The sequence below is a fragment of the Microbacterium sp. HD4P20 genome (assembly GCF_019449275.2).
Taxonomy (GTDB): domain Bacteria; phylum Actinomycetota; class Actinomycetes; order Actinomycetales; family Microbacteriaceae; genus Microbacterium.
In genome coordinates this window covers 1-19,079 of the sequence record NZ_JAHZQZ020000018.1, presented here as the reverse complement: position 1 = coordinate 19,079, position 19,079 = coordinate 1, and the positions used below count along the sequence as shown (strand labels likewise).

The 19,079-nt window shown below is 69.2% G+C and carries 15 protein-coding genes, 1 tRNA gene and 1 pseudogene; 6 read left to right on the top strand and 11 right to left on the bottom strand.

Annotation, left to right across the window (positions count from 1 at the left end):
- Positions 1–80 precede the first annotated feature (80 nt).
- From tmk to K0817_RS13330, 7 genes are all read right to left on the bottom strand, one after another.
- Positions 81–728, bottom strand: coding sequence for a dTMP kinase (tmk, locus tag K0817_RS13360; protein WP_219982030.1), 648 nt, complete (start codon positions 726–728; stop codon positions 81–83).
- The gene (gene topA / locus K0817_RS13355; protein ID WP_308211904.1) at positions 725–3,481 is read right to left on the bottom strand and encodes a type I DNA topoisomerase; all 2,757 of its coding nucleotides are present in this window, start codon (positions 3,479–3,481) and stop codon (positions 725–727) included. Before topA ends, tmk begins: the two co-directional genes overlap by 4 nt.
- A gap of 69 nt (positions 3,482–3,550) precedes the next feature.
- Entirely contained in the window at positions 3,551–3,868 is a 318-nt protein-coding gene (locus K0817_RS13350; protein ID WP_219982029.1) for an Rv3654c family TadE-like protein, read from the bottom strand.
- A complete protein-coding gene (locus K0817_RS13345; RefSeq protein WP_219982028.1) occupies positions 3,868–4,203 on the bottom strand; it encodes a TadE family type IV pilus minor pilin in 336 nt (111 codons plus the stop codon). Before K0817_RS13345 ends, K0817_RS13350 begins: the two co-directional genes overlap by 1 nt.
- Positions 4,200–4,436: a DUF4244 domain-containing protein gene (locus K0817_RS13340; protein ID WP_219982027.1), complete on the bottom strand. Its 237-nt coding sequence runs from the start codon at positions 4,434–4,436 to the stop codon at positions 4,200–4,202. The genes K0817_RS13345 and K0817_RS13340 overlap by 4 nt, the downstream gene beginning before the upstream one ends.
- A 124-nt stretch (positions 4,437–4,560) precedes the next feature.
- Entirely contained in the window at positions 4,561–5,715 is a 1,155-nt protein-coding gene (locus tag K0817_RS13335) for a type II secretion system F family protein (RefSeq protein WP_253735388.1), read from the bottom strand.
- Complete coding sequence (locus tag K0817_RS13330; RefSeq protein ID WP_374209555.1) at positions 5,700–6,854, bottom strand: TadA family conjugal transfer-associated ATPase; 1,155 nt, start codon at positions 6,852–6,854, stop codon at positions 5,700–5,702. The genes K0817_RS13335 and K0817_RS13330 overlap by 16 nt, the downstream gene beginning before the upstream one ends.
- A gap of 536 nt (positions 6,855–7,390) precedes the next feature.
- Between K0817_RS13330 and acs the strand changes: the two genes are divergently transcribed.
- Entirely contained in the window at positions 7,391–9,373 is a 1,983-nt protein-coding gene (gene acs / locus K0817_RS13325; protein WP_219982026.1) for an acetate--CoA ligase, read from the top strand.
- A gap of 30 nt (positions 9,374–9,403) precedes the next feature.
- Here the strand turns inward: acs and K0817_RS13320 are convergent, their stop codons facing one another.
- Together K0817_RS13320 and K0817_RS13315 are read right to left on the bottom strand one after the other, a co-directional pair.
- Positions 9,404–9,871, bottom strand: a complete 468-nt coding sequence (locus K0817_RS13320) for a RidA family protein (protein WP_219982025.1) — start codon at positions 9,869–9,871, stop codon at positions 9,404–9,406.
- Between the two features lie 4 nt (positions 9,872–9,875).
- Positions 9,876–10,091, bottom strand: a complete 216-nt coding sequence (locus tag K0817_RS13315; protein ID WP_219982024.1) for a DUF4177 domain-containing protein — start codon at positions 10,089–10,091, stop codon at positions 9,876–9,878.
- Between the two features lie 131 nt (positions 10,092–10,222).
- On the opposite strand from K0817_RS13315, the gene K0817_RS13310 reads away from it, so the two are divergent.
- From K0817_RS13310 to K0817_RS13290, 5 genes are all read left to right on the top strand, one after another.
- Positions 10,223–13,000 carry a transglycosylase domain-containing protein gene (locus K0817_RS13310; RefSeq protein WP_219982345.1) on the top strand — a complete coding sequence of 926 codons (2,778 nt, stop codon included), beginning with the start codon at positions 10,223–10,225 and terminating at the stop codon, positions 12,998–13,000.
- Positions 13,000–13,941 carry a metallophosphoesterase gene (locus tag K0817_RS13305; RefSeq protein WP_219982023.1) on the top strand — a complete coding sequence of 314 codons (942 nt, stop codon included), beginning with the start codon at positions 13,000–13,002 and terminating at the stop codon, positions 13,939–13,941. Before K0817_RS13310 ends, K0817_RS13305 begins: the two co-directional genes overlap by 1 nt.
- Positions 13,942–14,108: 167 nt before the next feature.
- The gene (locus tag K0817_RS13300; RefSeq protein WP_219982022.1) at positions 14,109–15,878 is read left to right on the top strand and encodes a hypothetical protein; all 1,770 of its coding nucleotides are present in this window, start codon (positions 14,109–14,111) and stop codon (positions 15,876–15,878) included.
- Between the two features lie 17 nt (positions 15,879–15,895).
- Positions 15,896–15,972: transfer RNA gene (locus K0817_RS13295), tRNA-Pro, on the top strand.
- Between the two features lie 60 nt (positions 15,973–16,032).
- A complete protein-coding gene (locus tag K0817_RS13290) occupies positions 16,033–16,809 on the top strand; it encodes an HAD-IIB family hydrolase (RefSeq protein WP_219982021.1) in 777 nt (258 codons plus the stop codon).
- A gap of 124 nt (positions 16,810–16,933) precedes the next feature.
- Here K0817_RS13290 and K0817_RS13285 read toward each other — a convergent pair.
- Positions 16,934–18,302: pseudogene (locus K0817_RS13285) on the bottom strand (alpha-hydroxy-acid oxidizing protein).
- A 16-nt stretch (positions 18,303–18,318) separates the two neighbouring features.
- Positions 18,319–19,065, bottom strand: coding sequence for an FCD domain-containing protein (locus K0817_RS13280; protein WP_219982344.1), 747 nt, complete (start codon positions 19,063–19,065; stop codon positions 18,319–18,321).
- Positions 19,066–19,079 lie beyond the last annotated feature (14 nt).

Here is a 19,079-nt window from a genome sequence, read left to right as displayed (position 1 = left end):
CGGAACGGCCATTCGCGACGGTTCGGCGCAGCCACGGCTCGGCGCGCGCCGAGGGTTCGGCGCCAGCGTGACGCGCGAACTCAGGCGAGCAGCGTTGCTACCCGATCCCGCACGGCGGCAGCAAGCTCGGCGGGATGCTGCGCGGCATCGAGCACGAGGAACCGGTCGGGTTCGGCCGCGGCGAGGGCCAGGAATTCCTCGCGCACGTGGGAGTGGAATGACTCCTTCTCGGCTTCGAGCCGGTCGAACGGCTTGTCGTCGGCGTCCAGGCGGGCGCGGGCTGCGGCCGGATCGAGATCGAGCAGCACCGTCAGGTCGGGCAGCAGGCCCTCGGTCGCCCACAGCGACAGCTGGCGCACCTCGTCCCGGCCGAGCACACGCCCGGCACCCTGGTACGCCACCGACGAGTCGAGGTAGCGGTCCTGGATCACGACCTCACCGCGCGCCAGCGCAGGCCGCACGACCGTCTCGACGTGATGCGCGCGGTCCGCCGCGTACAGCAGCGCCTCGGCGCGCGGAGACACCTCGCCGCGATGGTGGAGCACGATGTCGCGGACGAGGAGTCCCACTTCGGTGCCGCCCGGCTCGCGCGTGCGCACCACCGTGCGTCCGGCATCCGTCAGCCACGTCTCGAGCAGGCTCGCCTGCGTCGTCTTGCCCGTCCCGTCGCCGCCCTCGAAGGTGATGAAGAGCCCGCGACCCGGCGAGGGCTCGGCGGATGCCGTCACTTCTTCGCCGCGGGCTTGCGGGCTGCGGTCTTGCGCGCGGGACGCTTGGCCGGTCCCTTCGCCCGCTTATCTGCCAGCAGCTGCACGGCGCGCTCGAAGCTGATCTCCATCGCCTCCTCGCCGCGCGGGATGGTCGCATTGGTCTCGCCGTCGGTCACGTACGGACCGAATCGGCCGTCCTTGAGCTTGATCGGCTTGCCGCTGGTCGGATCGTTCTCGAACTCCTTCAGCGCCGAGCTCGCGCCACGGGCACCGTACTTGGGCTGCGCGTAGACGGCGAGCGCCTCGTCGAGCGTGATGTCGAAGATCTGCTGCTCGCTCTGCAGCGTGCGCGAGTCCGTGCCCTTCTTGAGGTACGGGCCATACCGGCCGTTCTGTGCCGTGATCTCGGCGCCCGTCTCGGGATCGGTGCCGACCACGCGGGGCAGATCGAGCAGGCGCAACGCCGTCTCGAGGTCGAGAGTGTCGACCGACATCGACTTGAAGAGCGACGCCGTGCGCGGCTTCGGGGCGGCGGGTGCCTTCTTCGGGGCGCGCTTCTTCGGCGCCGGCGTCCCGTCGGCCGCAGGCGCTTCGACAGGCTCGGCGACCGGGCGGACCTCACCGGTCGCTTCGTCGATCTCCTCCTCAGCGGGCGGGTCTGCCTCTTGCACGTACGGACCGAAGCGGCCGTCCTTCACAATCACCAGCTTGCCGTTCGCGGGGTTCTCCCCCAGCACACGGTCGCCGGCGACGGGCGCGTCGATGAGATCCTGCGCGCGCTCGGGGGTCAGCTCGTCGGGCGCGAGATCCTCGGGAATGTTGACGCGCCGGGGCTCGGCATCCGGATTCTCCTTGTCGGCCACCTCGAGGTACGGCCCGTACTTGCCGAACCGCAGCGTGGCGACATCGCCGATCGGGGTCGAGTTCAGCGCGCGAGCGTCGATCTCACCGAGGTTGTCGACGATGTTGCGCAGGCCCACCTGCTGGTCGGAACCGAAGTAGAACTCTTTCAGCCAGTCTTCGCGCTTCTGCTCGCCGCGGGCGATCGCATCGAGGTCGTCTTCGAGGGCGGCGGTGAAGTCGTAGTCGACAAGGTCGGCGAAGTGCTGCTCGAGCAGCCGTACGACGCTGAACGCCAGCCAGCTCGGGATGAGCGCCTGTCCCCGCTTGGTGACATAGCCGCGGTTGAGGATCACGTCGATGATGCTCGCGAACGTCGACGGACGACCGATGCCCTTCTCTTCGAGCGCCTTCACGAGGCTCGCCTCGGTGTAGCGCGGCTTCGGGCTGGTCGAATGACCCTTCGGCTCGACCTCCTTGAGGCGCAGCACGTCGCCCACCGCCATGGTCGGCAGCGACTGGTCGTCGGCCTTGTCGGCGTCGCTGCGCTTCTCGTCACGGCCTTCTTCGTACGCCTCGAGGAAGCCCTTGAAGGTGTAGACGGTTCCGGATGCCGTGAACTCGGCGCGGCGACCGCCGGCGTCCACGACGAGGGTCACGGTCGTGGTCTCGTACTTCGCGTCCGACATCTGGCTGGCCATCGTGCGCTTCCAGATGAGGTCGTACAGGCGCAGCTCGTCGCGGTCGAGTTCGTTCGACACGTCCGCCGGCGTGCGGAAGGTCTCACCCGACGGCCGGATGGCCTCGTGCGCCTCCTGCGCGTTCTTGCTGTTGCTGCGGTACGTGCGGGGATTCGGTGGCACCGCCTTGTCGCCGTACATGGCGACGGCCTGCTCGCGTGCCGCGTTGAGGGCCTGCGCGCTCAACGCCGTCGAGTCGGTGCGCATATAGGTGATGAAGCCCTTCTCATAGAGCCGCTGGGCGACGCTCATGGCGTGCTTCGCACTCATCGAGAGCTTGCGACCGGCCTCCTGCTGAAGGGTCGAAGTCGTGAACGGGGGCTTGGGACTGCGGGTACCCGGCTTGGATTCGAGGGCGGACACGGATGCCTCACCGGCAGCCTCGATGGCTGTCGCGAGCTCGCGCACCTGGGCTTCGTCAAGGACGAGGACGGCCTTCTTCAGCTCACCGCGATCGTCGAAGTCGGTGCCGCGCGCCAGGGCGGCACCGTCGACACGTGCGAGCCGGGTGGCGAAGGCCTCATCCAGGCCCTGCGGCCGGTTCGGTGCCGCCAGCGCCTCGATGTCCCAGTAGGACGCCGAGACGAACGCCATGCGCTCACGCTCGCGGTCGACCACAAGACGGGTCGCTGCGGACTGCACTCGGCCGGCCGAGGTGCCCTGCTGCACCTTGAACCACAGGACCGGGCTGACGTCCCACCCGTAGAGGCGGTCGAGGATGCGGCGGGTCTCCTGCGCATCGACGAGCGCGAGGTCGAGCTCGCGGGTGTTGTCGACGGCGGCGCGGATGGCGTCCTTGGTGATCTCGTGGAACACCATGCGCTTGACCGGGACCTTGGGCTTCAGGGTCTGAAGAAGGTGCCACGCGATGGCCTCGCCCTCGCGGTCTTCATCGGTGGCGAGCAGGAGCTCGTCCGCCCCCTTGAGTGCGCGCTTGAGCTCGGCGACGGTCTTCTTGCCGCGCTCGCTTTCGACGTAGTAGGGGTCGAAGCCGTTGTCGATGTCGATCGAGTACTTGCCGTACGCCTGCTTCTTGTCGGCCGGGATGTCGCGCTTGTCCGCGAGATCGCGGATGTGACCGACCGAGCTGAGAACCTCGTAGCCGTCGCCGAGATAGCCCTGGATCGACCTCATCTTCGTCGGGGACTCGACGATGACGAGCTTCTTGCCGTGTGACGCTGCCTTTGACACGTGGGGGCGTCCTTTCTTCGACGCAAACCATACACGTCGGTCGTCGGTGTGGTCGCTGTGAGGCTGACTTCAGGACGGCGGTCCGGCCCGCGCCGACGCCGTCGCCTCGATCGGGCCGAGTCGGGTGACGACCGTGACGGTGGCGACGAGATCCTGCACTTCGCACAACGCGATCCGGGCGCCGAACGTTCCCGCAAGCTCGGCAGCGCGTTCGCACGGCAGGCCTGTCGCGGCGCCCGACGCGGCATCTGCGGCAGCGAGCGCTGCGGCATCTGCGGCCGAAGCGAGGCGCTGGCCGACCACCGCCGCCGATCCGGCGGCGGACAGCCCCACCGTCAGCACGGCCACGCCCGCGACGAGGCCGACCGCCGCGAGCGCGCCCGCCATCAGAGGCCCCCGGCGAGCGCGCACCCGTCGGCGGTGATACGCAGCCCCAGCAGAGCGGGAGCGGATGCCGTCACGCATACCAGGTCGCCGCGCTCGGCGATCTCGACCGCGGCACCCGGCACGGAGGCCGACACGGCGGCGTGCACCCGGTCGGCCGGTTCGCCGCGGGCGCTCAGGCGCGCGGCATCCGCCACCGCATCCTGCAGCCGCACGTGTCGTGAACCGGCGGCGAGAGCGCCGACGCCCACCACCAGCACGAGCACGACCGCGGGCAGGGCGACCGCGAACTCGGCGACGACCGCCCCGCGGTCGTCGCCCAGCCGCGGCCGCGTCACGCCACCGTCAGTGCGCGGCGCACCAGGTCGGTGAGGATGCCGCGCACCTCATCGGAGCGCATGATCACAACGAGCAGGCCGGCGAATGCGACGGCCGCCATGGTCGCGATCGCATACTCGGCGGTGGCCGCCCCCACGTCATCCCGCTCGTCGATGCGGGGCACGGCGAACAGTCGCGCCGCTCGGCGCTGGGTGAGGCGGGGCAGGGCGGCGGTACGGACAGGGTGGGACATCGGATCTCCGTTCGGTCTGGGGCACGGTGTGGGACGGCGGATCTATGCCCGCCGTGGACGTGGGGCCGGATCGGCTCGGCGCAACGAGGCTCATCGCGGCCTCATGAAGAAACTCATCGCGGCCTCATAAAGAAAGAGGTACGGCCGACATGACACTCAGCAGCATCGGTGCAACGCCGAGCAGGAGGAACGCCGGCAGCGTGCACACGCCGAGCGGGATCAGCAGTCGCGACGACAGCCGCGCGGCGCGGAGCCTGCCCTCGACCCGGGCCCGGTGCCGGGCGTGCGCTGCGGACGCTCGGAGCAGCTCGACCGCGGGGATGCCCGCCGAGCGCGAGAGCGCGAGCACATCCGCGCCGCCGTCGCCGATCACGCCCGCCTGCCGCACGATACTGGTCGCCCGGTCGATCGAGACTCCGCCGCTGAGGGCGATGGCGAGCAGCTCGGTCTCGAGCCCGGGAACCGCGCCATCGGCCTGTGCGCGCCGGACCATGCGAGAGCTCCACCGCTGCGCCGCGACGATCAACGCCGCACCCGCGAGCAGGCACACGATCCCGATCGGCTGACCGAGCAGCACCCCGAACGTGTCGAAGCCGAGCACAGCGCCCAGACCGACCGCCACAAGAGGCAGCCAGCCCATGAGCCGCGCGGTCGCCGCGGGCTCGGCCAGCGCGACCCGGACATCGTCGGCCGCCTCCTGCGCGTCCCGCAACGCGGCCGCCAAGCCACGCAGGCTCTCGGCGAGCGGTGCTCCCACGGTCGTCGCCACTCGCCACGCGGCCGCAATGTCGCGCCAGGCGTCGACATCTGCGTTTCTCTCGCCGTGGGCTCGGCGTCCGAGCAGCCGAAGGAACTGGCGGAGACCGGATGCGGTCCGCTGCGCGCCGTGGTCTGCGCGGTCGCGGCGTCCTGCCTTCTCGCGCCTGGGCGGGGCGTCCGAATCGCGGCCACCCCGGCGGCGCCTGCCGGCGCGACCCGGCGGCGGGAAAGCGGCGGGCCCGTGGCCGCCACCCGGCTCGCTTGCGGCCCTCGTCTCGGCGGCAGCTTCGGGTCGGGGATCCCCGGCTGCCGCGATGGCCGCGGCGAGCGGCATCCCGTCGGCCATCGCCGCGACCACGCGCCGGGCGCTCGGGTCGCCGGCCTCGGCGAGATGCGACCATGCCCGTGCCGGCGCGACGCCGGCCTGCAGCAGCACGGCGAGCTTCAGCACGGTCTCGGCGGCCGAGCCCGTCGCCGCGTCCGTAGGGCGCGTGCCCGTGCGCGTCACTGCGGCTCGCATCGCCGCTCCTCGATCGCAAGGCGTCCGCGTGGGTCGACGACGGGTGTGCCGATGCCTGCGATCCGGCGGGAGCCGTCGGGGCGTCGTTCGACGTGCAGCACCAGATCGATGGCACTGGCGACCTGCCGTGCGAGCGCGAAGTCGTCGAGGCCCGCGAGCGAGCCGAGAGCCTCCAAACGCGCCGCCACGTCGCCGAGCCCGTTGGCATGAACGGTGCCCGCCCCGCCGTCGTGTCCGGTGTTCAGCGCCGACAGCAGCTCGCGCACCTCTTCGCCGCGGCACTCACCCACCACGAGTCGGTCAGGTCGCATGCGCAGTGCTTCGCGCACCAGCCGCGCGAGGCCGATACCCCCCGCACCCTCGAGATTGGGCTGGCGCGCTTCGAGTCGCACGTGATGCGGGTGGTCGATGCGCAGCTCGGCCACGTCTTCGATCGTGACGAGGCGCTCGTGCCGGGGGGCCTGGCCGAGCATCGCGGCGAGCAGGGTCGTCTTTCCCGCCCCCGCCGCACCCGATACGAGCAGGTTCGATCGTCGAGCGATCGCGTCGTCGAGCACGGCGCGGACCGCCGCATCGAACATGCCGGTCGCCTGCAGGTCGTCCAGTCGCGCGTCAGTCAGCCGGGCGACCCGGATCGAGATGGCGGTTCCGCCCGCCGCGATGGGAGGAAGCATCGCGTGCACCCTGATTCCCCCGTCCAGGCGGACGTCGACGCACGGCGAGGCATCGTCGATGTGGCGCCCGCCAGCACCGATGAGCGCGACCGCGAGGTCGCGCACGTCGTCTTCGGTCGCCCGCCATTCACGGGCCACCTCCGCGCCTGCGCCGCGATCGACGAAAAGGCCGGCGGACCCGTTCACGAACAGGTCTGTGACGGCGGGATCGTCGAGATAGGGCGAGAGAGGGTGGAGCACCGGATGCCGCGGCGCCGGCGTTCCGGCATCATCCCGCGTGTCTCCGGCGAGGAGCGAGGCAGGAGCGACAGCAGCGTTGAGGTGCGTGCCGTGGTGACCGCCCGGCAGCCGCTGCGGTCGGAGATCTTGGCCCTGCGATGGCCGAGGATCGGCGTCCCGCTGAGCGGGGAGCCACGCTGTCGGCAGACGGGCCGGAAGCGGCACATCCGTGGGCGGCACCGGCATTTGCGCGCCGCGATGGGATCCAAGACGGTCATCCGCGAACCGCTTGAACGACTCGGACCGAGGCTGGACGACGAAGGGTGCGGACATGCTCCGACGCTAAGAGTCCGGCGCCGAGCGAGGGGCACCTCCACCGTGATCGGTGGAGGAAAGCTCGGCACCGGGCACCTGTGGAGGAACCGTTGGCCGGATGCACGACCGGAGCGATGCCCCGGGACCGCTCCCACGATAGAGAGGCGGCATCCCATGGGGGGAATGGGATGCCGCCGTGCGCGGAACCCGATGTCGGGGGGTGATGTCGGGTGCCGCAATGCCAGAATCGAATGTTCGGCCGGGGGACAGCATATGCGAGGGAGCACCCCGAGAAAACAGAAACGAGCGAAAAGGAGAGGATTCTCACTGATATATCGCTCGAGTCGAACAACACACCCGCCCCCTACTATCGGGGGTAGTGGGCCCACCGGCACCCTGGGTACGTTTCGTGACAGACTCGCCGGCACCCTCCGGCCTTCCGCCAGCCCGCAAAGGAGCGCGCTCTGATGAGCGACCAGACACCGAGCAGCCAGATCGACCACCTGCTGACCGAGGACCGCCGCTTCGCGCCGCCGCCCGAGTTCGCCGCCGAGGCTGTGGCGACCGAGGGACTCTATGCGGAGGCATCCGACGATCGCGAATCGTTCTGGGCGGAGCAGGCTCGCGCGCTGCACTGGCACCGACCCTTCACCGAGGTGCTCGATTGGTCGAACCCGCCCTTCGCGAAGTGGTTCGCCGACGGCGAGCTGAACGTCGCCTACAACTGCCTCGACCGCCATGTCGAGGCCGGCAACGGCGACCGCGTCGCCCTGCTGTGGGAAGGAGAGCCCGGCGACGAGCGCCGCATCACCTACGCGGAGCTGACCGACGAGGTGAAGCGCCTTGCGAACGTGCTCGAGGGCCTGGGCATCGAATCAGGCGACCGTGTGGCCATCTACATGCCGATGATCCCGGAGGCCGTGGCGGCGATGCTCGCCGTCGTGCGCATCGGGGCGATCCACTCGGTCGTGTTCGGCGGCTTCTCTGCCGACAGCCTGCGTGCGCGCATCGACGACGCGGGCGCGAAGCTCGTCATCACCGCCGACGGCGGCTACCGCAAGGGCAAGGTCTCACCGCTCAAGCCCGCCGTCGACATGGCTCTCGCCGACCGCAACGGGTCCGGCGCGCAGGAGACGGTGGAGCACGTGCTCGTCGTCAAGCGCGGCGGGAACGACGTCGACTGGGACGAAGGCCGCGACATCTGGTGGCATGACGTGGTGCCGCAGGCCTCGCCCGAACACGAGGCGAAGGCATTCCCGGCCGAGAACCCGCTGTTCATCCTCTACACGTCGGGCACGACCGGAAAGCCCAAGGGAATCCTGCACACCTCCGGCGGCTACCTGACCCAGGCGGCCTTCACGAACAAGGTCGTGCACGACATCCATCCCGAGACCGACGTGTACTGGTGCACCGCCGACATCGGGTGGATCACCGGGCACTCCTATGTCGCGTATGGGCCGCTCGCCAATGGCGCCACCCAGGTGCTGTACGAGGGCACCCCTGACACCCCCCACCCCGGTCGCTGGTGGGAGATCGTGCAGAAGTACGGGGTTACGATCCTCTATACGGCGCCCACCGCCATCCGCTCGTTCATGAAGCTGGGGCGCGCGATCCCGAAGCAGTTCGACCTGTCGTCGCTGCGGCTGCTCGGCTCGGTGGGCGAGCCCATCAACCCCGAGGCGTGGATGTGGTACCGCAAGATCATCGGCGGCAAGACCGCACCGATCGTCGACACGTGGTGGCAGACCGAGACGGGCGCGATCATGGTGTCGGCGCTCCCCGGCGTCACCGAGACCAAGCCCGGGTCTGCCCAGGTGCCGTTGCCGGGCATCTCGATCGACGTGGTGGACGAGGACGGCACACATGTCGGCAACGGAAACGGCGGTCTGCTCGTCGTCACCGAGCCGTGGCCCTCGATGCTGCGCGGCATCTGGGGCGACCCCGATCGGTTCGTCGAGACGTACTGGGCGAAGTTCCAGAAGCAGGGCTACTACTTCGCCGGCGACGGGGCACGCCTCGACGACGACGGCGACGTGTGGTTCCTCGGCCGGGTCGATGACGTCATGAACGTGTCGGGGCACCGCCTGTCGACGACCGAGATCGAGTCCGCGCTTGTCGGAAACGAGGCGGTGGCAGAGGCTGCCGTGGTCGGGGCATCCGACGAGACGACCGGGCAAGCTGTCGTGGCGTTCGTGATCATCAAGCAGTCCTACCTCGACGAGCACTCCGCCGAGGGTCTCGCGAACACGCTGCGGATGTGGGTCGGCGAGCAGATCGGACCGATCGCGCGTCCCCGCGACGTCTACATCGTGGGCGAGCTGCCCAAGACCCGCTCCGGCAAGATCATGCGGCGCCTGCTGCGCGATGTCGCCGAGGGTCGCGAGGTCGGCGACACGACCACGCTCGCCGACACCGCCGTGATGAGTGTGATCTCAGCGCAAGTCAGGTGACACCCCTCGCTCGTTGAGCGAGCGGTCACGTCAGGCGGTGGTGAAGACGACCTCGACTTCGACGGGGGCGTCCAGCGGCAGCACCGGCACGCCGACCGCGGAGCGTGCGTGCCGGCCGGCGTCTCCGAAGATCTCGCCGAGAACGTCGCTCGCGCCGTTGATGACGCCGGGCTGTCCGGTGAAGTCGGAAACGGATGCCACGAACCCGGTCACCTTCAGCACGCCCGTGAGCCGATCCACCCCGCCGGCGGCGGCCGCCGCCGCCGCGATGGCGTTGAGCGCGCACAGTCGCGCATAGTCCTTGGCGTCGCTCGCCGGCACGAGGCCCTCGCCGTCGCCGACCTTTCCGGTCGCGGGAAGCGAGCCCGAGACCATCGGAAGCTGTCCGGCCGTGTAGACGAGATCGCCGTGCGCCTTCGCCGGCACGTAGGCGGCCACGGGCGGCACGACGTCGGGAAGACGGATGCCGAGCTCGGCCAGTCGCTCAGTCACACTCACGGTTTCAGCTCTCCTCGAACTGCTGCGCGGCCTGGGCCGCGGCATCCAGTCCCGCGTTCGCCTGGCCACCACCGGAAGGACGCTTGAAGTACGCCACCAACCCGCCCTCGGGACCGGGCACGACCTGCACCAGCTCCCAGCCCTGCTTGCCCCAGTTGTTGAGGATCGCGGCGGTGTTGTGGATCAGCAAGGGCGTGGTGAGGTACTCCCACGTCGTCATCGAGACTCCTCGAGGTGGGCGCGGATCGGCAAGGATCCTCGCGCGGATAGGGCAGGGGAATGCTGGGAAACACCTTGGCGGGCGCACGTCCGTCAGGGAATCGCCCAGGTATCTCCCTTACGATCAAGCCTATGCCTGATAAGAATCGGACGGCTAGCGGTGTGCTCGGCGGTCTCGCCGGCCTCGTGGGCCTCAGCGCAGTCGCGGGTGTGCTTGTGGCCGCCACGGTCACCCCCGCTGTCGCCATCACCGGCACGGCGGCTGAGCGGGCGATCACGATGTTCGACAATCTGCCCAGTGTGCTCGAGATCGACAAGCTGATGCTGCCGAGCAACTTCTACGCCACGGATCCCGGCACCGGCCAGCCCGTGCTGCTGACGCAGTTCCTCGAGCAGGACCGTACGCCGGTCGAATTCGATCAGATCTCGCCCGTCATGTACGACGCACTCCTCTCCAGCGAGGACCCGCGCTACTACCAGCACGGCGGGGTCGACCTCATCGGAACCACGCGCGCTCTGCTGTCGAACGCCCAGAGCAACGCGAACACGCAGGGCGGGTCGACGATCAGCCAGCAGTACGTGAAGAACGTCCTGATTCAGAAGTGCGAGCAGAACGCCGAGACCGAGTACGAAACCAACGACGCCGGCGAAGTGGTCTTGGACGAGGCGACTGGCCTGCCCGTGGTCAAGGTGACGCGCGATGAGGCTCTACGCAACTGCTGGGTCGACGCCACCACCGCGGAGGGAGCAGACGGCTACATGCGCAAGCTCCAGGAGATGCGCTACGCCATCTCGCTCGAGCAGAAGTACTCGAAGAACGACATCCTGCTCGGCTACCTCAACATCGGAAACTTCGGTGGCATCACCTACGGCGTCGAAGCCGCAGCCCGTCGGTACTTCAGCACCAATGCCGCCAACCTCACGGTCGCGCAGGCCGCCACGCTCGCCGGAATGGTGCAGAACCCGAACAGGTACCGCATCGACCAGCCTGCGGGCTCGATCGTGGACGCCGACGGTGCCACCTTCAACAAGGCACCGGACGGCATCATCGACGAGGGTGCGAACATCACGGTTCTCGACGAGCTGCTGGAGTCGGGCGAAATCACGCCCGAGCAGCACCTCGCCGCGGCGGACGGCTACACCTCGACCAAGGTGCGGCAGCTGTATGTGATCAGCCGCATGCTCGAAGACGGCAAGATCACGCGGGAACAGTATGTCGAAGCCGCGGCGTGGCCGATCACGCCCGTCCTCACGGAACCGAAGACGGGCTGCGTCAACGCGGGTGGCGCGGCGTACTTTTGCCAGTACGTCAAGGACGTCATCCTCAACGACCCGGCCTTTGGTGAGACCGCAGAGGACCGGGCCGACACCCTGCGACGTGGTGGTCTGAACGTGTACACCACCTTGGATCCTCGGGTGCAGGGAGCCGCTGAGGCCAGCATGGCCGAGAATGTGCCCACCTCTTTGGAAGGCATCAAGCTCGGCTCGACCGTGGTCAGCTTGGAGGCAACGAGTGGCCGTGTTCTCGCCATCGCTCAGAACACCACCTTCACTGAGGACGCCTCCTTGGCTGGGGTGCCGGGCTATTCTTCCCTGGTGTTCGCCGGGAATTCGCAGTTCGGGCATTCCGACGGGTTCAATGCGGGTTCGACGTTCAAGCTCTTCACGCTGATCGACTGGCTCGAGAAGGGCCATTCGGTCCGCGAGACGCTGAACGGCAGGGTCCGCAAGATCACGAAGATGAAGAACAGCTGCGCAGCGGACGGCAGCGGCTGGTGGATCGATCAAGGGGCAAAGCCGATTCAGAACTTCGGCGGAGGCAACGGCACGGTCGGCAACCCGCTCTCATTCACGGCGTCGTCCTTGAACTCGGGCTACCTGGCAATGGCGGAGAAGCTCGACCTGTGCGACATCCGAAACGTCGCCACGAAGATGGGAGTGACGCTCGCAAAGGGCGGAGAGCCCGTCAAGATGGACGGCGCGTTCTCCGTCATCGGTCCGAACGCCGTCTCCCCCATGGCGATGGCTGGGGCGTACGCCACCGTGGCCAACAAGGGCATCTACTGCCAGCCCCAGGCCATCGATCGCGTGACGGATTCCGATGGCAACGAACTGCCCCGCCCGGAACGCACGTGCTCGCAGGTGATTTCTCCTGAGGTGGCGGCCACTGCGGCGTTTGCGCTTCAGGGCGTCATGACCGGCGGAACCGGGCGCGGGGGCAACCCCTTCGATGGAACGCCGTTGCTCGGCAAGACCGGAACGCATGAGGAGATTCAGACCTGGATGATCGAATCCAGCACGAAGGTGGCGACCGCGGCGTGGGTCGGCAACTACGACGGCTTCATCAGTGTTTTCGACTACAGGCAGAACGACAAGCGGTACGCCCTCGCACGTGAAGTGCAGGCGGCGGCGAACCAGTTCTATCCCGGTGAACGCTTCCCTGCGCCGGACAGCAACCTGTCGCGGACTGTGCTCACGGATCTGCCGAACGTCGTCGGTATGACCGTGCAAGATGCCGAAGCCCAGTTGAGGAACGCCGGTTTCGATGTCATCGTGGGCGGCCCCGTCGATTCGGACCAGGCCGAAGGTCTGGTGGCAGCGCAGAACCCCGGCGCAGGCAAGGTCGCGGGCGGCGCCACCGTCACGATCAACCCCAGCAACGGGCAGGCGATCACCGTTCCCGAGGTCAGCGGGCAGCCATTGAACGGCGCCATCGGCGCGCTGCGCAGCGCCGGTTTCGGCAACGTCACCGAGGGCACGTGCACTCCGGATGAGGCGGCCGCTCAGCCCCGGGCCACGGGCACGAGTCCCGGCGCCGGCAGCGTCGTGAACCGCAACTCCGCGATCACGGTCGACTACGCCGCGGCGAACTGCGGCGGCGGTCGCGGCAACGACGACAACGACGACTAGTGCCACCCAGCGCATCCGGAGTTTCCCGCACCGCCCTCACCGCGCTCGGCGCGGTGGGGGCGGTCGGCGCCGCGGCGGCGATCTGGGGCATCGGCATCGAGCGGTACCTGTTCACCGTGCGCTTCCACGAGGTGCCGGTGCTGCCGGCAGGTTCCGCGCCGCTCCGTGTGCTGCACCTGTCGGACGCGCACATGGCACCGTGGCAGCGCCGCAAGCAGCGGTGGATCGCGGCGCTGGCCGAACTCCAGCCCGATCTCGTGGTGAACACGGGCGACAACCTCGGCCACGCCGAAGGGTTGCGCGGCCTGCGCGCGGCGTTCGACCCGCTCCGCGGCATCCCCGGGGTCTTCGTTCACGGGTCGAACGACCACACCGCTCCGTCGCCGCGCAATCCCCTGAAGTACTTCATGGGGCCATCGAGCGTGAAGCACACCGCCGAGCCCCTCGACGCCGACGCCCTCGACGGCTACTTGAGCGATGAGCTCGGCTGGCTCGACCTCAACAACGCGGTGGGATCGCTGGATGCCGGCGGCCGGCGCATCGACGCGTTCGGCGTCAGCGACGCGCACCGCGACTGGGACCGGCTCGAGGTGCTCCCGGACCTGGTCGAAGGTCTACGCCACGATCGCGAGGCGGACCTCACGATCGGCGTCACCCACGCGCCCTACCGGCGTGTGCTCGACGAGTTCACCGACCTGGGCGCGGAGGCGATCTTCGGCGGCCACACGCACGGCGGCCAGGTGCGCGTGCCCGGCTTCGGAGCCCTCGTGGCCAACTGCGACATCCCGCTACGGCAGGCGCGCGGCCTCAGCACGTGGACACGTGGCGGCCGCACCGTGCCGCTGAATGTCAGCGCCGGTCTCGGGCACTCCATCTACGCTCCCGTGCGCTTCGCGTGCCGGCCCGAAGTATCCCTCCTCACTTTCACCGCCCGCGCGTAGCGTCCGCCGTCCGTTCCTCCCCAGGAGCGGTTCTTTCAACCTCATCCACAGATCGCGGCTCACGCTCGGGACGGTTACGCGGCTGCAACCAGGATCGAGCTGTGCCGATCCGACAAGCCCCTGCCCCGCATCCTCTCCGCCGCCGAATCCTCGCGATGTTCGCGACGATGGCCACTCTGCTCACCGTCCTCATCGGCGGCGTGGTGGTGGCCGCCCCGGCCCACGCCGCGACACAGGGCGCCGGCTTCGGCGCCTGGGCGCCGATCTCACGGTACGGCTGGCACGGTTCGATGGTCGTCGACGGCGTGCACACCTACTGCATCACCCCGGGGGCGCCGGCGCCGACCGGCACGAGCATCGACCACGGCATCAGCGGTTCGGCCGCTGGCCTGAGCCCCGAGAAGCTCACCCGCATCAATCTGCTCGTGACGAAGTACGGGCAGACGACCGACCCGGTTCAGGCGGCGGCGGTCGGCTGGGCGGTGAAGGCGATCGCGAACTGGGATGAGACGCTGCACGCGTTCGGCTACGCCGGGGACACCCTCGCAGGCGCCATCCATTGGACCTTCTCGGCACTCGCCCCCGAGCACAGTCAGGCCGTACAGGACCGCGCCGTCGCGTACTACGACGAAGCGACGCACGCCGCCGCCGGCATGACGTCAGCGAGCGGATCGGTGACGTTCACGACGGATGCCGCCGACCACCGCGCCGGCACGGTCCGGGTCGACGCGACCACGACAACGGCATCGGGATCACTGACGCTCACCAACGCCGTCTTCACGGATACCGGCGCGGCGACTCGCGAGGGTGTGACGCCCGGCACTCCCTACGCGATCACCGCGCAGCAGCCGGCCGAAGGTCGCCCGTACAGTGTGAGCGCGACCGGGCGGTTCTCGGCCGGCTACGCCGCCGCGGTCCGCCATTACACGACCCCGGGCGGGCAGGACACTGCGGGACCGGCGGGAACGGTGGAGTTCGAGGTGACCGGGCAGGATGCCACGCCCCGCATGCCACCCTTCGCTCCGACGATCTCGACGCAGGTTGCCGACCGCTACTCGGCAGGAGGTCCCTACATCGACGAGATCACCTTCGAGCTCGCCGCCGGTGAGTGGCCGCGCGGCGGGGACGGGTCGTTCCTCCCGGTCACCGCGAGCGCGACGGTGTACCGCACCGATACCGAGCCGACGCCAGGCGAGCCCGTCCCGGCAGAAGCGGAACCGGTCGGGACTCTCTCCCTCGTCACGGATGCCGCGACAGGACCGAACGCACCCTATGCGGTGACCTCGCCGTGGGACATGGCTGCCGCGGGCTTCTACACGGCGGTGTGGACCATCCGCGCCGCGGACCAATCGCCCGAGGTGTCAGCGCACACCGGCGCCGGCTACTCCTGGGCGGAGGCGTTCGGGGAACGCAGCCAGGTCGCGGTCGTGCCGGCGATCACGACGACCGCACAGCCCACGGGGACCGTCGGCGGCACCATCACCGACACCATCCACGTCACCGGCGGCGTGCCCGCGGACGGGCTTCGGATCAGCGCGGCGGTCTATCGCGCGGTGGACGGCGTCGCGGCGTCGGACACGTGCGTGCCGGCGAACCTGGTGTGGCAGAGCGAACAACTCGAGATCACGGCGGTTGGCAGCTACGCCGTCACGTCGCCCCCGATCGAGCTTGGGGGCACCTACTACTGGCAGGAGCACGCCGTCGATGACGCCGGCGCCACGGTCCACACCGGCGTCTGCGGCATCGAGAACGAGACCTCGCGGGTCGACGCGGCCGCTCCGGCCCCGACCGACTCGCCACCCGCTCTGGCGGCGACCGGAACCGGCATCGACGCGCTCCGCGGCCCCGCCGGGCTCGCGATCGGGCTGCTCACCGCCGGGGCATCCCTCGCCGCAACCGCACGCTCCCGGTTCGGCGCGCGCCCGAAGATCAGGTAGACTCGTGGGGTTGTCATCGGGGTGTGGCGCAGCTTGGTAGCGCGCTTCGTTCGGGACGAAGAGGCCGCAGGTTCAAATCCTGTCACCCCGACCACAGAGAGGCTCCGCCACATCGGCGGAGCCTTTCGCATCGAATGACCGAAGGATCCAGACGATGACAGGCAGCATCCCGCCCCGCCTCGTGGCGTTCGATCTCGACGACACGCTCGCGCCGTCGAAGAGCCCCATCGATCCGCGCATCGGCGACCTGCTGATCGCGCTGGCGGAGCGTGTCGAGGTCGCGATCATCTCGGGCGGGCAGCTCGCCCAGTTCATCGCGCAGGTCGTCGACCGACTTCCCGATGCCTCGCCCGCCGTCCTCGAGCGCATGCACCTGTTGCCCACCTGCGGCACCCAGTACTACCGGCTGTCCAAAGACGGCATCGTCACGGTCTACAAGCGCTCGCTGACCGACGACGAGAAGTCACGCGCACTGGCCGCCGTCGAGGGCGAAGCGCGACGCCTCGGCCTGTGGGAGTCCGAGACCTGGGGCGACATCCTCGAAGACCGCGGCTCCCAGATCACCTTCTCCGCCCTCGGCCAGAAGGCTCCCGTGTCGGTCAAGAGCACGTGGGATCCCACCGGCGAGAAGAAGAACACGCTCCGCGCCGCCGTGGCCGCGCTCCTTCCCGACCTCGAGGTCCGTTCCGGAGGCTCGACCTCGGTCGACATCACCGAACGCGGCATCGACAAGGCGTACGGCATGCGTCAGCTGTCGGAGCAGACCGGCATCCCGCTCGACGACATGCTGTTCGTCGGCGACCGCCTCGACCCCGACGGCAACGACTACCCCGTGCTCGCAATGGGTGTGTCCTGCCACGCCGTCGACGGCTGGGAAGACACCGCCGATTACCTCGAGCGGCTCATCCCCACGCTCCCCGTCCGCGTCTAGCGCTCCGAAGCGTTTCGTCTCGTCGCTGCGCTCCTCGCTCAACGAACGGAAGAATGGCGGTCGTTGAGCGACGCTTCGACTCGCTAGCGCTCGCTCAGCGCGGGTCTTCGCAAGACGAAACGCGTCAGCTCTTGGCGGAGGCCTTGGGCCTCGCCTCGGACTCCTTCTTCGTCGTGGCGGAGGCCTTGGGCGCCCGTGCCGACGAACCGGACACGGCGCGCACGCGCGGCGCTCCCCCGCCCACAGCCTCGGCCGGGGCACCGGCCAGCGGCATGAGCCGGGTGAGCTGCGTGACATGCTTCGGCTCGAGCTCGGCGAGCGCGGCAACCCCGAGGAGCTGCATCGTGCGCTCGATCTCGGAGCGCAGGATCGCGATCGTACGGTCGACGCCCTCGCGGCCGCCGGCCATGAGGCCGTAGAGGTAGGCACGTCCGATGAGTGTGAACTTCGCGCCGAGCGCAACCGAGGCGACGATGTCGGCGCCGTTCATGATGCCCGTGTCGACCATGACAGTCGCGTCCTTGCCGACCTCACGCACCACCTCGGGCAGCAGCCGGAACGGGATCGGCGCACGGTCGAGCTGGCGTCCCCCGTGGTTCGACAGAATGATTCCGTCAACCCCGGCATCGATCAGCCGCTTCGAATCCTCGACGTTCTGCACGCCCTTGACGACGATCTTGCCCGGCCAGATCTCACGGATGATGTCGAGGTCGTCATAGCTGATGGTGGGGTCCATCGCCGCGTTGAGCAGCTCGCCGACCGTACCCCCGGTCGTCGACAGCGACGCGAACTCGAGCTTGGGCGTGGTGAGGAAGTCGTACCACCACCACGGCCGCGGGATGGCGTTGATGATCGTGCCGAGCGTGAGCTGCGGCGGAATCGAGAACCCGTTGCGCTTGTCGCGCAGTCGCGCCCCGGCAACGGGCGTGTCGACCGTGAACTGCAGCGTGTCGAAGCCGGCCTCGGCAGCCCGACGAGCCAGTCCGTACGAGATCTCGCGGTCGCGCATGACATACAACTGGAACCAGTTGCGTCCGTTCGGGTTGGCCTTCTTCACGTCTTCGATCGAGGTGGTCCCCAGGGTCGAGAGAGTGAACGGGATGCCGGCGGCACCGGCCGCCGATGCGCCCGCGCTCTCGCCCTCGGTCTGCATCAGCCGCGTGAACCCGGTCGGCGCGATGCCGAACGGCAGCGCCGAGGGGCCGCCGAGGATCTCGGTCGACATGTCGACGCGCTCCGCCGGCCGCAGGATGCTCGGGTGGAACTCGACGTCCTCGAACGCCTGCCGGGCGCGCGCGAGCGACAGCTCGCCCTCGGCGGCGCCGTCCGTGTAGTCCGAACGCCGCCTTGGGCGTGCGGCGCTTCGCGATCGCCCGCAGGTCGTAGATCGTGAGCGCCGACTCGAGGCGACGCTTCCTGGCGTTGAGCTCGGGCTTCTTGAACTGCATGAGCTCGAGGAGCTCCGCGGGCTTGGGCAGCTGACGCGTGACCATGGGTTGCCTTTCGGTTTCAGACCTGGGTGCGGGCAAGGCCCGCCTGTGCGTAGTAGCCGGTGATGTGGTCGCGCACGAGGGCGCGGGACCGGTCGACGTCACCGGCGTCGACGGCGTCGAGGATCGCGCGGTGCTCGCGGCGCAGGCGAACAGCCGTGGCATCCCAATCCATGATCCGCTCGGCACCCGCTTGCACGTACGACTCGATCGCGGTGCGAAGCCCCGCCATCATGGCGGCGACCACGACGTTGCCGGACGCCTCGGCCAATGCCAGGTGCAGCTGAGCGTCGAGCGATAGGAACTCGGCGGGCGTGAGATCGACCGACTCCATCGCCTCGACAACAGCCCGGGCTCCGGCAGTGGCGCGATCGGGGTCGGCGGCAAGCGTCTCGACGACCGCCGACTCGAGCACGAGACGGGTCGCCACGACATCGTCAAGGGGAAAGCCCTGTGCCGCGACCTGCAGCCGCAACAGCGCCGACATACCGCCCCGCGGGGTGGCGATGATGATCGCGCCGGATGTCGGCCCCGAACCGGTGCCGGTGCGGATCAGTCCCATCACCTCGAGCACGCGCAGCGCCTCGCGCACGCTGGAACGGCCGACGCCGAGTGTGGCGGCCAGCTCCCGCTCAGGCGGTAGCCGGTCGCCGGGCTGCAGCGCGCCGTCCAGCAGATCGGTCTCGATCTTCTCGAGGACGACGCGCCAGGCGCGGGCGGATGTCGCTCCCGCTGCAGGCGCTGTCTCGGCCACGGCTCTCCTCATCGACGTGTGTGGTC